14 protein-coding genes are annotated in these 13,580 nt (G+C 71.8%); 2 read left to right on the top strand and 12 right to left on the bottom strand.

The annotated features are described in order from the left end of the window. From gspN to gspG, 8 genes are all read right to left on the bottom strand, one after another. Positions 1 to 852 carry a type II secretion system protein N gene (gspN, locus tag LRM40_RS14370; RefSeq protein WP_231067566.1) on the bottom strand — a complete coding sequence of 284 codons (852 nt, stop codon included), beginning with the start codon at positions 850 to 852 and terminating at the stop codon, positions 1 to 3. Further along, entirely contained in the window at positions 849 to 1,364 is a 516-nt protein-coding gene (locus LRM40_RS14365) for a type II secretion system protein M (protein WP_151124278.1), read from the bottom strand. Before LRM40_RS14365 ends, gspN begins: the two co-directional genes overlap by 4 nt. After that, on the bottom strand, positions 1,361 to 2,794 hold the full coding sequence (gene gspL, locus LRM40_RS14360; protein WP_231067565.1) for a type II secretion system protein GspL: 1,434 nt from the start codon (positions 2,792 to 2,794) through the stop codon (positions 1,361 to 1,363). The genes LRM40_RS14365 and gspL overlap by 4 nt, the downstream gene beginning before the upstream one ends. A 98-nt stretch (positions 2,795 to 2,892) precedes the next feature. Next, positions 2,893 to 3,849 carry a type II secretion system minor pseudopilin GspK gene (gene gspK, locus LRM40_RS14355; protein ID WP_151124649.1) on the bottom strand — a complete coding sequence of 319 codons (957 nt, stop codon included), beginning with the start codon at positions 3,847 to 3,849 and terminating at the stop codon, positions 2,893 to 2,895. Further along, positions 3,849 to 4,553 carry a PulJ/GspJ family protein gene (locus LRM40_RS14350; RefSeq protein WP_151124650.1) on the bottom strand — a complete coding sequence of 235 codons (705 nt, stop codon included), beginning with the start codon at positions 4,551 to 4,553 and terminating at the stop codon, positions 3,849 to 3,851. Before LRM40_RS14350 ends, gspK begins: the two co-directional genes overlap by 1 nt. Then, entirely contained in the window at positions 4,553 to 4,933 is a 381-nt protein-coding gene (gene gspI, locus LRM40_RS14345) for a type II secretion system minor pseudopilin GspI (RefSeq protein ID WP_151124651.1), read from the bottom strand. Before gspI ends, LRM40_RS14350 begins: the two co-directional genes overlap by 1 nt. Beyond that, the gene (locus LRM40_RS14340) at positions 4,930 to 5,388 is read right to left on the bottom strand and encodes a prepilin-type N-terminal cleavage/methylation domain-containing protein (RefSeq protein ID WP_151124652.1); all 459 of its coding nucleotides are present in this window, start codon (positions 5,386 to 5,388) and stop codon (positions 4,930 to 4,932) included. The genes gspI and LRM40_RS14340 overlap by 4 nt, the downstream gene beginning before the upstream one ends. Before the next feature lie 27 nt (positions 5,389 to 5,415). Beyond that, positions 5,416 to 5,862, bottom strand: a complete 447-nt coding sequence (gene gspG / locus LRM40_RS14335; RefSeq protein WP_310734164.1) for a type II secretion system major pseudopilin GspG — start codon at positions 5,860 to 5,862, stop codon at positions 5,416 to 5,418. Between the two features lie 44 nt (positions 5,863 to 5,906). Between gspG and LRM40_RS14330 the strand changes: the two genes are divergently transcribed. Further along, positions 5,907 to 6,506, top strand: coding sequence for a hypothetical protein (locus tag LRM40_RS14330; RefSeq protein WP_151124654.1), 600 nt, complete (start codon positions 5,907 to 5,909; stop codon positions 6,504 to 6,506). Here the strand turns inward: LRM40_RS14330 and LRM40_RS14325 are convergent. Both LRM40_RS14325 and LRM40_RS14320 read right to left on the bottom strand, forming a co-directional pair. Next, positions 6,482 to 7,246 carry a hypothetical protein gene (locus LRM40_RS14325; protein WP_151124655.1) on the bottom strand — a complete coding sequence of 255 codons (765 nt, stop codon included), beginning with the start codon at positions 7,244 to 7,246 and terminating at the stop codon, positions 6,482 to 6,484. The genes LRM40_RS14330 and LRM40_RS14325 overlap by 25 nt on opposite strands. Before the next feature lie 68 nt (positions 7,247 to 7,314). Further along, positions 7,315 to 8,118 carry an enoyl-CoA hydratase/isomerase family protein gene (locus tag LRM40_RS14320; RefSeq protein ID WP_151124656.1) on the bottom strand — a complete coding sequence of 268 codons (804 nt, stop codon included), beginning with the start codon at positions 8,116 to 8,118 and terminating at the stop codon, positions 7,315 to 7,317. Positions 8,119 to 8,280: 162 nt separating this feature from the next. On the opposite strand from LRM40_RS14320, the gene LRM40_RS14315 reads away from it, so the two are divergent. Further along, positions 8,281 to 10,410: a 3-hydroxybutyrate oligomer hydrolase family protein gene (locus tag LRM40_RS14315; RefSeq protein ID WP_231067564.1), complete on the top strand. Its 2,130-nt coding sequence runs from the start codon at positions 8,281 to 8,283 to the stop codon at positions 10,408 to 10,410. 72 nt (positions 10,411 to 10,482) lie between these two features. On the opposite strand, the gene LRM40_RS14310 is transcribed toward LRM40_RS14315, so the two are convergent. Both LRM40_RS14310 and LRM40_RS14305 read right to left on the bottom strand, forming a co-directional pair. Then, positions 10,483 to 12,651 carry a hypothetical protein gene (locus tag LRM40_RS14310; protein ID WP_151124657.1) on the bottom strand — a complete coding sequence of 723 codons (2,169 nt, stop codon included), beginning with the start codon at positions 12,649 to 12,651 and terminating at the stop codon, positions 10,483 to 10,485. Positions 12,652 to 12,760: 109 nt separating this feature from the next. Next, entirely contained in the window at positions 12,761 to 13,558 is a 798-nt protein-coding gene (locus tag LRM40_RS14305) for a winged helix-turn-helix domain-containing protein (protein WP_151124658.1), read from the bottom strand. Positions 13,559 to 13,580 lie beyond the last annotated feature (22 nt).

Raw genomic sequence — 13,580 nt, 5'->3', positions numbered from 1 at the left:
TCACCCGATGGAAATGATGGACCGCGCGCCCTGGCGGCGGCCGATGATGTTCAGCAGATTGTTCAGGACGGGCTCCTGGCCCTCGGCGGCCTGGGCCTGGCCCTGGAAGTGCAGCTGGCCCTGGCGCCACTCGCCCTGGCCCTGCAGCCGCAGCGCCCCCTCCAGGGTCTGCAGGTTGACGCGGGCCGGCCCGTCGGGCTGGCCGAAGACCTGCAGCCGGTAGCTGCCCAGGCTGTCCAGGGGCACCAGCCGCGAGGAGGCCTGCAGCAGCTCCGCCTGGGCCTGGCCCTGCAGGGACCAACCCTGGGGACCGGACAGCAGGGTCAGGCCGTGGCTGCTCAGGCGCAGCTGGCCGTCCGGGCGCAGCGTGTTCCAGGGGGCGCCCAGGCCGATCAGCCAGCTGGCCGGCCACTGGCCCAGCAGCTCACCGCTGGCGGCCTCCAGGCTGACCCGCTGCTGGCGCCAGCCGGCCTGCCAGCGCAGCGTGAAGGGGGCCGTGGCGCAGCAGGGCTGCGACAGGGTCAGGCTCAGCCCGTTCCAGTGCAGGCCCACCCGCCAGTGCAGGCGCGAGGGCAGCACCGAGGCATCGCGGCTGCCCGGCCCGCCGGTGAGCACCGGCAGGGCACTGCCGTCCCACCAGGGCCCTTCGGCCTCGGCCAGCTGCAGCCGGCCTTCGGTGGCGCGGGACACCAGGCCGGCCATCCAGGCGGCGGGCAGCGTCACCGGCAGGGCCACCAGCAGGCCCAGGGCGGCACCGGCCCAGGCCCAGGCGCGCGGGCGGGCGTCCGGCCGGGTCTCGGTGGCGCGGCGCGGGGCGCCGAAGCGCGGACGGAGGGTGGAGGTCGGGCTCACGGCTGTCCCGGCAGGGCCACCACGACACGGCCGCTGAAATGGCCGGTGCCGTCGCGCTGCAACTGCAGTTCGATGGGGCGGGTGCGGGCGCCCTGGCGGGCTTCGCCCAGCCAGCTGCGCAGCTGGTCGGGCGAGGCGGCCTTCAGGGTCAGGGTGGCTCGGTCGCCCACGATGGCCAGCTGACCGACCGCGCCCAGGCGCTGGGTGGCGGTCTGCAGGGCCTCGGTGGCCTGCGCGGCGGTGATGGGGCTCTGGCCCTTGAGCTGCTGGGCCTCGCTGGCCAGGCGCTGCATCTGCAGCCACTGGGCTTCCAGGACCTCGGCCTGCGCCGGCACCTCGCGCCAGGTCTTCCAGACCGGGCGGACGAGGACCATCCACAGCAGCAGCAGCCCCAGGGCGGCCAGCATGGCGCTCACCAGCGTGCGCTCGCGCGGGTTGAGCGTCTGCCAGCGGGCCTGCAGAGGGGCCAGCGCGGAGGCCAGCGAGGGGCGTGCGGTGGAACTGTCGGTCATTGTTGTGCGTCGTCCGAAGGGGCGGTCGGGCTCGCCGGGGCGCGGCCCAGCGGACGGACCGGCACGTTGGCCGGCGGCGGGCCGGACACGTCCACCTCTTCCTCGTCATCGGGGGCCGGGGCGGCCTGGGTCGGGCTGCCGGGGCGGGCCCCGGGCCCCGGCCGCGGGCCGGCGGCGGCGGGCGCCTGGGCGGTCGCCAGCGGGGGCATGGCGCCGGGCCGGGCCTTCACGATGCTGGGGCCGTTGGCCGAAGGCTCGGCGTCCAGGCCCAGGGGCAGCAGGCGGCTGCGGAAGCCGTCCACCTCGGGTGTCGACCAGCCGGGGCTGGTCAGGGTCAGGCGGCCGGGTTCGTAGTGCAGGGCGCTGGCCGGGCCGCGGCCCGAAGGCCAGGCCACCTCGGCGGCGGCCAGCAGGGGTTCGAGGTCGGTTTCGCCCGGCTTGCCGGCCGCGGCGCGCAGCAGGTCGATCTCCTTCTGCATCTGCACCGGCGCGTCGATCACGGCCCGCACCTGCGGGAAGGTGGTCTGCAGCAGCGCGGTCATGCTCTGCTGGCGCTGGGCCAGGGCGTGGCGCTGCTGCCAGGCCCAGACATTGGCCCCCACCAGCTGCACCAGCAGCAGGGTGGCCAGGCCGATGCGGGCCGGGCGCCAGCGCGGGCTGCGCCACAGGGGCAGCAGCTTCTCGCGCAAGGCGCGGTGGCCGCGGCGTTGGGTGGCCAGATCGAACTGGCGCAGGTTCCATTCGCCGGCGGCGGCCTGCATCAGGGCCTCGCCCGGCGACAGGGCGGCCACCGGCGCGCCGGCCAGTTCGGCCGCCTGGCCTGCGGTGTCGGGGGTGGCGGTCCAGTGCACGCTCTCTTCGGCCGGCACCGCTTGCAACAGCGCGCGCGCGCAGCTCAGCGGCACGCACAGCGCGCCCTGGGCGTCGCGCCAGGCCAGCAGCGGGTGTTCGGGGTCGCCGTGCACATGGGCGGCGGTGCTGCCGTCGGGGCGCCAGGCCGGCACCACCCGGTCCAGGGTCTGGCCGCTGGGTTCCAGCCGGGCGATCTGGCCGCGCAACCAACTGCGGTTGATGGCCGCGACCCACACCGTCTCGCCGCCGCGCGCCTGGGGCGGCAGGGCCAGGTGGAGTTCGGCCTCATCGTCCAGCAGGGCTTCCTCCAGCAGGCCGGCCAGGGCCTGGCGCAGGCGCAGGCCCGAGGCCTTGGGCAGGGTGACACGGTGCCAGCTGACGTCGCCCGGCGCCAGCACCGCCACCCGTTGCGTCGCGGCGGGCAGCTCGGCCAGCGCGGCCCGACCGCTGCGGGTCAGGTGGATGCCATCCTGGCTGAAGGCGTAGTCCAGCTCCTCGGCGGACGGCACGTCGGCGGTGTCGGCGCTCTGGGCGGACAGCCGGGGGGAGGCTGGCAACTGGACGATCAGGAGGGACATGGGATGAAGACGACAGGGCAGGAAGGCCGGGACCGCAGGGGCCGACGTCCTATTGTGGCTTGGTCCGGGCGGGGCTTGAATGCATCGCTTGGGGGGTTTTACACGGGGACGCGCTCGCGCCAGAGCACGCGCACGTTCAGCCCGCGGCGCTGCACCAGCGAGACCTCGCGCAGCACCGAATCCTCGTAGCGCAGCTGGCCCGTGACCAGGAAGTAGCCGCTGACGGTGCCCACGTTCTGGGCGCTGAGCTTGACCTTGCCGCCCAGCAGGCTCTGCGCGGCGCTGATTTGGTCGAAGCCCTTCTTGAGCGTCTGCCGCTGCTGCACCAGGCGCTGGGCGCTGGCGCGGTCCAGTCCGTCGATGGCGGCCATCAGCACCTCGGGCGGTGCGGTGTTGATGTTGACCGGCGTGCGTTGCGGGAGGATGACGACATAGGGTTCGAGCTTGGCGAGGGTCGTCTGGTCCAGGCCCAGCCAACGCAGCTGGGCGACCCGCTGGACCTGCACGGGGGCCCCGGCCTGGACCTTCTGGCCCTCGTCGGCCAGGTCCTGCGCATCGCTGGCCGCCTGCATGGCCTCGCCGATCTGGGTGGCCACGCCGGCGGGCAGGCCCAGCAGGTCGCACAGGCGGGAGAAGATGGCCAGCTCGGCCTGGTACATCTTGCTGTCGTCGGTGGCCAGGTTCTGCAGGTTGTAGCGGGCCTGGGCGTCGGCGATGTCCCCCGAGAGGAAGGCGTCGATGCCGGTGTCGGTGTTGTCCTTGTCGGTGGACAGGAAGGTGGACAGGCGGATCTCGGCCAAGCCGGTGGCCCAGGGTTCGGTCAGGGCGTCGGAGCCGCCTTCGCGGGCGTCCTCGCGCAGGATCAGTCGGGCCCAGTCCAGGGCGCCGTCCAGCAGCCAGGAGGACTGCACCCGGGCCCGCTCGGCGGTCTCCACCTCGATGGCCCGCCACTGCTGCCACACCATGCCGGCGGCCAGCGTGGCCACCAGGGTCACGATGACCATGGCCAGCAGCAGGGCGGCCCCGCGCTGGGGGCGGCGGGGGGGCCGGCGCATCAGTGGTCCCCCGAGAGCAGCACGTCGCGGGTCAGCGGGCCGGCTGGCAGCCGCAGCACCAGGCGCACCCCCTGGGGCAGCTGGTCGGCGTCTTCCTCGTCGCTCGTGGTGTCCGGGGGCGTGCTGCCGTCGCCGCTGCCGCCCGGGGTGGAGGGGGCGCCCGCCACCGGAGCGGCATTGCTGCGCCCCGCGCTGGACTGCGCGTTGCTCCAGGTGTTGTCGCCCTGGCGGTAGTAGTAGACCTGCCACTCGGAGAGCTGGCTGAGCATGGGCAGTGCGCCCTCGCGGATGCCGGACCATTGCTGGCTGCGCATCCACCACTCCTGGAGTTCGGCCACGCGGCTCGTCGCCGGGGAGGCCCAGCGGTACAGGGTGTCGCCCTGCATCGTCCAGACGACCAGCACCATGCCGTCCTTGGCGCGCCGGGTCAGGCGCAGCGCGGCGCCATCGAACTTCAACGCCGGGACGCCGGGCGTGCGCTGCAGCTGGGCCAGATCCTGTTCCCACTGGTTGACGGTGGTCGACAGGAGCAGGATCTGCTGGGCATTGCCCTGCGCGCCATCGCGGGAACGCACCAGGGCGTCGATGCCGCGCCAGGCCATCATGGCCAGCACGGCCATGATGAACAGGGCCACCAGCACCTCGACCAGCGTGAAGCCGCGCAGGGGATGGCGGGGCGGAGCGGTGTGGACGCGGGAAGGCATCAGTAGCGCGACAGGACGGTGGACAGGGTCACCAGATTGACCCCCGCCTCGTCGGTGATCACCACATCCGCGCGGCGGAAGTTGGGGTTCAGGGTCGCCTGCACCTTCAGCGTGTTCGTGAAGGTTCGGCCCAGTTCCTCGCATTCGCCGCTGCTGGTGCCGATGTCCGGGTACTGCTTGGCCAGCTTGATGCCGGTGAGCACGTTGGTGGCACACCACTGGCCCAGTGTCACGTCGGACAGGCGCTGGGCATTGCCCAGCAGCGAACCGGCGGCGCGGCTGCCGGCCGCCAGTGCGATGGCCACGATGGCCACCGCCACCAGCACCTCGACGAGGGTGAAGCCGCGTCTAGGGCGACGATGAGGAGCGCGCGGGTTCACGGCGCGGGTTTCCCTTCCGGCTCGGCCAGCGGTGCAAATGCGCCCAGGCCGTCGGTGGCCAGCACCACGCGCCGCTCGCCCAGGCTCAGCACCACGCGCTGCGCGCCGATGACCGGCTCCGGCCCCAGCACCAGCGAGCTTGCGCCGATGATTTCCGCGTGGGTGCCTTCGTCCAGCCAGCGGTCGGGCAGGTGCACGGTGTCGGGCAGGCCGACGAAACGGAAGCCGGGCTGGTCGGGCAGCGGTTGCCACTCCACCTCCACACCCATCGCCCGTGAGCGGGCCCGGGCGCCTTCGAGCAGGGCCGACAGGCGTGCGGCCTCTTCATCCAGGCGGGCGGCGGCGCTGTCGCGCAGCGAGAGCGAGGCCATGCCCACCACCACGGCCAGCAGGGCCACGACCACCATCAACTCCAGCAGCGTGAAGCCCTGTTGCCGGTGCGGAGCGTGGGCCATGGACCGATGCGGGCGGGCCGGGATGGCTTACTGCCAGGAGCCGATGTCGGCGTTCACGCCCTCGCCACCGGGCTGTCCGTCGGCGCCCAGGCTGAACACGTCGATCTCGCCCTTCACGCCAGGGTTGGCGTACTGGTAGGGGCGGCCCCAGGGGTCGTTGGGCAGCTTTTCCACATAGGGGCGCCAGTTGGACGGCACCGGGCTGGTGGTGGGCTTGTGGATCAGGGCATCCAGGCCCTGTTCGCCAGTGGGGTAGCGCTGGTTGTCCAGCTTGTAGAGCTTGAGCGCCTGCATCAGGTTGCCGATGTCGGTGCGTGCCGCCGTCACGCGGGCGTCATCGGCGCGGTCGAGCACGTTGGGCACAATCAGCGCGGCCAGCACGCCGATGATCACCAGCACGACCATCAGTTCGATCAGCGTGAAACCGGCCTGGCGCAGCCGCTTCATCGGCTGCTGGGGAAATGTCACAGACATGGTGGTCAACATGGCCGGAAATGGCCAGGGTTCTCAGTGTGGGCATGCATCATAATCGTCCGATGGCGTCGCGTTTATTAACGTTCGTGGTGTGGGCCCTGGTGGCCATCAGTGGCCTGTTCTGGGGGCTCAAGCTCTTCGTCCGCGCGCAGGGCCTGCCTGCCACGGCGCAGGCCGCCACCGCCGGTGCGCCGCAGGGCGGCAGCCTGACCCGGGTGCTCGGCACGGTGGCCGTGGCGGACGACGCGGAAGAGGACGCCGGTGACGGCCGCTTCCAGTTGCTCGGCATCGTGGCGCCAGGCGGCACGGCTTCGGCCAGCCCGCAGGGCGTGGCGCTGATTTCCGTCGGTGGGCAGCCGGCCAAGCCCTGGCGCACCGGCGCCGTGATCGAGGGCGACACGGTGCTGCTGTCCGTCAGCAAGCGCTCCGTCGAACTCGGGCCCAAGGGCGGGCCGGCCAGCACCTCGCTGAGCCTGCCCGATCCGAACAGCGTGCCGCGCCCTGCGGTGCCGAACGCGGTGTCCCTCCGCACACCGCGGGTGACCCTGCCGGGCCAACCGCAGACGCTGGGCCAGGGCTTGCGCCAGGAGCCGGCCGGTCAGGTCACGCCGCCGCCCCCTCAGGACAACCCCGAAGAAGAGTGAGCCTCTGCTGCCTCGCAGGGCGGCGGCATCGGCGGCACGAAGTCCCAGCCAAAGGGGCCGTCGCGCAACTGCGCGTTGCCTTCGGCCAGGGGGCAGGCCGAGGTGCTTGAGCGTTCCCATTGCAGGTGGACGGCAGCGCCGTCGCTGCGCCAGCGTTGGAAGCTCAGGTGCAGGCCGGCCGGGGCCTCGTAGCGGAACACCACGCTCCAGCGCGTGCCCGCACGCTGCAGGAGCGTCAGCGTCGAAGCCTCGTGTCCATCCACGCCGGGACGCACGGCGATGAGCAGGTGCCCGTCGGGGGCGGGCCGGGGGGTGGCCTCCAGCCCGATCTGTTGGCCCGAGGCGGGGCTGACCAGCAGCAGGGGAGGGCTTTGCGGGGCCGGCAGGCGGGCCACCAGCCAGCTGTCGCCGTGGCCCACCGGCCCCAGGCCGCGGTACTGGGTTGCGGCACTGTCCTGCAGGGTGATCGTGGCGCTGCCTGGGGTCTGCAGGCGCAGTTGCGGGCCCTGGCGGACCGCGCGCAGGGTCTTGCGGGAGGCACGGGCCGTCCGCAGCGCCTCAGCCTCCAGCCGGGTCAGGCAGCGTTCGGGTTCGGTGTCCTGCTGGCAGAGCTCCCAGCCGCGTCCCGGGTCGCTCTTGGGCGGCGCCGCCCCGCTGGCGCTGGCGGCCAGGGCCAGACCCCAGCCGACGCTCCAAGCCTTCCAGCCGCCGGTCCCTCTCCCGATGCCCAGACCCCGCATGTCCGTCCTCCTGCGCCCGATTCTGCACGGCCCAGGCCGGTCGGCAAGCCGTGGCCGGTCGCTTGCACTCAGCGGGCGGGATCGTCCGGATCCAGGAAGCGGGCCGGGCGCTTCTCGTTGAAGGCGGCCAGGCCCTCGCGGTGTTCCGCGGACGGGGCGTAGGCGTAGTGGGGTTCGCGTTCGGCGCGCTGGCTGACCGGGCCCTGGGTGAAGCGCCGCAACGCCTGCTTGTTCAGCCGCATGGCCTGCGGGGACAGTTCGGCGATGCGTCGGGCGGTGCGCCAGGCGTCGGCGGCCACCTCGGTGTCGGGCAGCACGCGGGTCACCAGACCTCGCAGGCGGGCTTCCTCGGCGTCCAGCACGCGGGCCTCCAGCAGCAACTCGCGCAGCACGGTTTCACCCACCACGCGGGCGACGATCTCGATCTCGCGCGGCGCCATCGGGAAGCCCAGCTTGGCAATCGGTACGCCGAAGCGGCTGCCCTGGCCGCACAGACGCAGGTCGCAGCAGGCGGCGATCTCCAGCCCGCCACCGATGCACGCACCCTCGATCTGCGCGATCAGCGGCACATCGCAGGCCAGCATGGCCTCCAGCGCCGGGGCCACGATCTCCTCGTGAAAGTCGGCCAGGGTGGCCGGGTCGAAGCGGAATCGCGGGAACTCTTCGATGTCGCCGCCGGCCACGAAGCTGCCGCCCTCGCCTTGCACGATCAGGACCCGTGGCGGTCGCGGCTGGGCGCGCAGGGCATCGAAGCCGGCCCGCAGGTCGCGCCACATGGCGATGTCCAGGGCATTGAGCTTGCCGGGGTGACTGATGACCACCCGGGCGATGCCCTGGGCGTCGGCCGGGTGAAAGAGGATGTGTCCGGACATGAGAAGGGAACCGTTCGTGCGGCCCAGGGACGGCCGCGAAACCTGAATTTCACCACGCGGCCACCGGGCATCGGGACTATCCCGGGCAGGCGCTCACAAGCCGCAGTCGCCCCCTCAGAATCGCTCGGCCTCCAGGCTGGAGGCGATCACAGGGAGCACACGATGAAAAGAGGAACGAACGGCCGCGGCCTGCTGCGGCCGCTGGTGCTGGGCTGCGCCTGCATGGGCGCGCTGGGGACCTGGGGGGGCGCCTGGGCCGGTGGCCCACCGCTGCCGTCCGGGGTGCGCGGGCCGGTGACGGTGCGCGTGACCGATGGGGTCAGCGATGACCTGCTGACCGCCGGCCTGGGCAAGACCGGGCTGATGGGAGCCGCGCCGGCCTATGCCGATCCGGCCCATCCGACGGCCGGCGAACTGCGCCGCAACGCGATCTACAACAACTACCGGGCCCTGGTGGACATCACGCCGCTGGGCGGCATGGGGGTCTTCTACGGGCCCAACATCGACATCCACGGCCAGGACACGCTGGGCGAGGGCAAGATCGCCGGCACGGAGACCACGGCCTGGGCCGACGACGGCAGTGGTCGCCGCAATGTCACGCTGATGGTGCAGGTGCCCGTCAGCTTTGACCCGGACCATGCCTGCATCGTCACCGCGACCTCCTCGGGCTCGCGGGGCATCTACGGCGCCATCGCGACGGCCGGGGAATGGGGCCTCAAGCACGGCTGCGCGGTGGCCTACACCGACAAGGGCTCGGGCAACGGCTACCACGATCTGATGACCGGGGTGGTGACCTCCCGCGAGGGACTGCCGATGGACGCCGCCACGGCCGGCACCGAGGCCCTGTTCCGGGTGCGCGCCCCGGCTGACCGGCTGGCGGCCTTCAACGCGGCCCTGCCCAACCGCGTGGCCTACAAGCACGCCCATTCCCGCCTGAACCCCGAGAAGGACTGGGGCCAGAACACACTCAGCGCCGTCCGCTTCGCGCTCTACGTGCTCAACCAGCAGTACGCTGGCAGCCGCCACTTCACGCCTGCGAACACCCTGGTCATCGCCTCCAGCGTGTCCAATGGCGGCGGTGCCGCGCTGGCCGCGGCCGAGCAGGACACCGAGGGCCTGATCGACGCGGTGGCGGTCAGCGAACCCAATGCCCAGCCCCGGCCGACGCCGGGCGTGCAGATCCGCCAGGGCAGTGCGACGGTGCCGGTGACCGGCCTGCCGCTGATCGATTACTTCACGCTGGCGGCGCTCTACCAGCCCTGTGCCCTGCTGTCCTCGCGCACCGGCCTGTCGATGGACCCGGCCTTCTGGCCCGCGGCCTACACCACCTCGGCCCAGCAGAGTTGCACCGGCCTGGCCGAGCGTGGGCTGGTCACGGGAGACACCGTCGCTGCCCAGGCCGACAGCGCCTGGGACGTGCTGCTGGCCCAGGGCTGGACACCGGAGAGCGCCTTTCTGCAGCAGTCGCACTTCCGCCTGGCCACCAACGCGATCGCGGTGACCTACGCCAATGCGCTGGGGCGCTTCGGCGCGCTGGATGACCTGTGCGGCTACAGCTTCGCCAACACCGATGCCAGTGGTCTGCCCATCGCCCAGTCACCGACGACCCAGGCCGGGCTGTTCGCCAGCGGCAACGGCATTCCGCCGACCTCGGGGGTGAACATCGTCTACGACGGCTCGGTGGGCGGGCCGCGGCTGGATTTCCTGTCCACCTCGCCCAGCACCGGCCGGGCCGACTTCGGCCTGGACGGCGCGCTGTGCCTGCGTGCGCTGGCCACCGGGCGCGATGCGGTCAGCGGGAGGCCCTTGACCGGCGACGCGGCTGCGGCGGCGGCCCGGGTGAGGGCCGGCGTGGCCCAGGTGCAACTGGGGGCGCGGCTGCACGGCAAGCCCACGGTGATCGTGGCCGGCCGCAGCGATTCCCTGCTGCCGGTCAACCATGCGGCCCGGGCCTACTTTGCCCGTAACCAGCGGGTCGAGCCGGGCAGCCCCACCCGCTACATCGAGGTGACCAATGGCCAGCACTTCGACGCCTTCATGTCCTATGGGGCGCTGCTGGGCTACGACACCCGCTTCATCCCGCTGCATGTGTACTTCAACGCGGCGATGGATGCGGTCTGGGCCCACCTGACCACCGGTGCGCCGCTGCCGGTCAGCCAGGTGGTGCACACCGTGCCCCGGGCCAGCAGCAGCACGGCGTTGTCCGGTGTCAACGTACCGCCGATCTCGGCCTCGCCCGCGCCGGCCGCGCAGATCGTCTTCGACGGCCACACGCTGGTGGTGCCCGACTGAGTCCGGGATCGCCATGGAAAAAAGGGGCGGACCGCGAGGTCCGCCCCTTTTTTGTTCACCGGCCGCCGGGACTCAGGGGGCGCGCACGGTGATGTTGAGCATCACCTGGGCGGTGGGGTTCGAGGCCGAGGTGATGGTGTAGGTGGCGGTCTGGTCGGCGCCCGTGCTGTTGGTCAGCGAGACGGAGTACGTCGTGCTGGTCTTGGTCACGGAGGATTCGGTCAGGCCGCTGAGCGTGCTGGTGACCGTGATGTTCGCGCCATCGCTGGCCATGGCCACCACATCGCCGGACGAGACCAGGATGGTCAGGTTGTCACCGGCGGCGTAGGGGCTGGTCGGCAGGGCCAGGCCATTGACGCTCACATTGAGCGACAGGTCCTTGGGCACGATGTCGAACTTCAAGGTCAGGCCGCCGGTGGTGGCGCCCTGGGGCGTGACGTTCAGCACGGCTTCGGTGGCGCTGCCGCTGACCAGCATCGCGTTCCAGCTGTGGTTCGTGCTGTTGACGTAGCGGGCCAGGCCATCGCCGAAGTCGGCGGTGACGTTGATCGGCAGCGTGGGCGAGCCCACGGCCACCCGGTAGCCGGTCGGGATGCTGTAGGTCTTGACGTCGCCGGCCGTGGCCGTGTCGGTCTGTACCACGGTGGCGCCGTCGCTGGTCAGGATCTGCAGGTTGACGGTCAGCGGGATCTGGTCGAGCACCACGTTGACCGTCACCGCCTGGCTGCTGTCCGCGGCCGACTTGGCGGTCAGCGTGAGCACCGTCGGCGCGGTGCTGCTGAGCTTGGCCGACCAGGTGTTGGCCGTCTTGGTGTAGGCACTCTTGGTGGCGGTGCCCAGCGACTCGTCCACCTGGAAGGACACGTTGCTGTTGAGGGTCAGCGACTGGTCCGAGCTCATGTTGACCGTGGTGGCCTGCCCGGCCAGCAGCGGGGTGGCCGTGACCGACACGCCGTTGACCAGCACGCCGACCTGCAGCGGTGCCGCCGCCACATGCACCACGATGGTGGCCACCCGCGTGCTGTCGCCCTGGGCCGTGGCGGTCAGCGTCACCGTGGTGGCCGCGCCCGCGCTCAGATTGGCCTGCCATTCGGTGCTGGACTTGCTGATGTTGCTGGCGCTGGCCGCCCCCAGCGAGGAGGCGAAGTTGACCTTGATGTTGCTGTCCAGCGTGAGCTGCTGACCGGAGCTGATGCTCAGCTCATGGGTCTGGCCGGCGGTCACGGCGGTGCTGGTTTCCAGCGTGCCGTCCACCGACACCGTCACCGCCAGCGGCTTGGGATCGATCACCACGTGGATGGTGGCCATCAGGCTGTTGTCCGCGTTGGACTTGACCACCAGGGTGGCCTCGGTCGAGCTGGCGCTGGCGAGGTTGGCCGACCAGTCGGTGGCGGTCTTGGTGTAGGCCGACTTGTTGGCGGCTCCCAGGCTTTCGTCCACCACCATGGCCACCGTGCTGTGCAGGGCCACCTGCTGGCCCGAGCTGATGGTGACCGTGTAGCTTTCGCCGGCCAGCACGGGGGCGGCGTTCTGGGTCACGCCATCCACCATCACGCCCACCTGCAGGGGCGTGGCGGCGATCAGCACATGGACCAGGGCGCTGCGACTGCTGTCGCCGTCCACGGCTGCGGTGAAGGTGACCTCGGTGTCCACGGCGCTGGTCAGCGTGCCCTGCCAGCCCGTCTTGGACACGACCCGGTTGGCCACGCGGGCGTCGCCGAAATCGGTGGTGAGATCCAGGCCCACATTGGACTGCAGGGCCACGGTCTGGCCGGACTGGATGCTGAGCGAGTAGTCACCGCCGGTGCCCACCGGGGTGGCTGTCTGGGTCACCCCGTCCACCACGACGTTGATCGCCAGCGGGGTGGGGGTGACGTGCAGCACCACGGTGCGGGTCTGGTCGGGATAGTCGCGCGAGGTCACCTGCAGGGTGACGTCGTCCTCCACGGCGCTGTTGACCAGGCCGATCCAGGAGGTGCTGGTCTTGGTCAGGGAGGTGAGGGTGGCTTGCCCGGGAGATTCGACGACCGCCACATCCAGGCTGCTGTCCATCGTGACCGTCTGGCCGGACTGGATCTGCAAGGTGGTGGTGGTGCCGCTGGTGGTGCCGCTGGCGGCACTGCCATCGACGGCCAGGCTCAGCGACAGGGTCGGGTCCTCGGGGCGCCCGCCGCCGCAGCCCGCCAGCAAGCCCAGCAACAACAGGCCTGCCAGGCCCCCTCGCAACAGTCGCAACAACATGGGTCTTCCCGCACTGATCTGCTGAACCCGCCGGCCAGCGGTCGACGGTCCCTGGAGGACATGAGCCTCCGGCGCGCAGTGTAGGGGGAGACCCCAGGCTTGGGACTCCCTATGTCGTCGGACGAGGTGTCGCCAGGCTGTCTTCCGACGCCAGACCACCGCCGGCCGTCGAGGGGTCCGCCAAGGCATGGAACAGGTAGCCGATGCCGCGCACGGTGTGGATCAACCGGGGCGCGCGCGGGTCGTCATCCAGTTTGTGCCGCAGACGGGACACCAGCAGGTCGATGCTGCGGTCCAGCTGCTGGACGCCCTGGCCGCGCGCCATGTCCAGCAGTTGCTGCCGGTTCAGGGTGCTGCGCGGGTGCTCCAGAAAGGCCTGCAGCAGCGCGCATTCCGCCTCCGACAGGGGCACCTGCAGCCCGGTGGGCGCCACCAGGGTGCGGCTGTCGGGTTCCAGCGCCCAGTCGCCGAAGCGCACGGCCGACGCCGAGGAGACGGCGCCGGGGCGGGCGCGGCGCAGCAGCGCGTGCACCCGGGCTCGCAGTTCCCCCGGGTGGAAGGGCTTGTCCAGCACGGCATCGGCGCCCAGCTCCAGGGCCACCGCCCGGTCGGCCGCATGGCTGGCGGTCAGCAGCACCAGCACCGGAGGGGACGCACCACTGTCCCGCAGCTGACGCAGTTGCACCCAGGGGTCCGGCCCACGGCGCCGGCGGGTCTGTGGCGCCACGACCAGCAGGTCGAAGCCCCTCCGTCCGCATTGCGCGATGGCGCCGAAGTCCTCGCTGAGCTCCACCTGGTGGCCCCGTTGCTGGAGGGGGCGGGCGATCGCCTCCTGCGTCTCGGGGTCGATGTCGACCACCAGGATGCGGGCGGGGTGCGGGGGCGAGGGGGTGTCGTTGGACTTCATGGGCCAGCATGGGGAAAACCTG

It is taken from the genome of Ideonella dechloratans, from assembly GCF_021049305.1.
Taxonomy (GTDB): domain Bacteria; phylum Pseudomonadota; class Gammaproteobacteria; order Burkholderiales; family Burkholderiaceae_C; genus Ideonella; species Ideonella dechloratans.
The sequence above is the reverse complement of the archived record's forward strand: the minus strand, read 5'-3'. Positions and strand labels throughout refer to the sequence as shown.

Coding starts and splice junctions, on each gene's coding strand:
- LRM40_RS14320 (WP_151124656.1), bottom strand. CDS start 8,118: ATGTCCGGACACATCCTCTTTCACCCGGCCGACGCCCAGGGCATCGCC.
- LRM40_RS14365 (WP_151124278.1), bottom strand. CDS start 1,364: ATGACCGACAGTTCCACCGCACGCCCCTCGCTGGCCTCCGCGCTGGCC.
- LRM40_RS14340 (WP_151124652.1), bottom strand. CDS start 5,388: ATGGCCCACGCTCCGCACCGGCAACAGGGCTTCACGCTGCTGGAGTTG.
- LRM40_RS14350 (WP_151124650.1), bottom strand. CDS start 4,553: ATGCCTTCCCGCGTCCACACCGCTCCGCCCCGCCATCCCCTGCGCGGC.
- LRM40_RS14315 (WP_231067564.1), top strand. CDS start 8,281: ATGAAAAGAGGAACGAACGGCCGCGGCCTGCTGCGGCCGCTGGTGCTG.
- LRM40_RS14325 (WP_151124655.1), bottom strand. CDS start 7,246: ATGCGGGGTCTGGGCATCGGGAGAGGGACCGGCGGCTGGAAGGCTTGG.
- gspK (WP_151124649.1), bottom strand. CDS start 3,849: ATGCGCCGGCCCCCCCGCCGCCCCCAGCGCGGGGCCGCCCTGCTGCTG.
- gspG (WP_310734164.1), bottom strand. CDS start 5,862: ATGTCTGTGACATTTCCCCAGCAGCCGATGAAGCGGCTGCGCCAGGCC.
- LRM40_RS14330 (WP_151124654.1), top strand. CDS start 5,907: ATGCATCATAATCGTCCGATGGCGTCGCGTTTATTAACGTTCGTGGTG.
- gspL (WP_231067565.1), bottom strand. CDS start 2,794: ATGTCCCTCCTGATCGTCCAGTTGCCAGCCTCCCCCCGGCTGTCCGCC.
- LRM40_RS14305 (WP_151124658.1), bottom strand. CDS start 13,558: ATGAAGTCCAACGACACCCCCTCGCCCCCGCACCCCGCCCGCATCCTG.
- LRM40_RS14310 (WP_151124657.1), bottom strand. CDS start 12,651: ATGTTGTTGCGACTGTTGCGAGGGGGCCTGGCAGGCCTGTTGTTGCTG.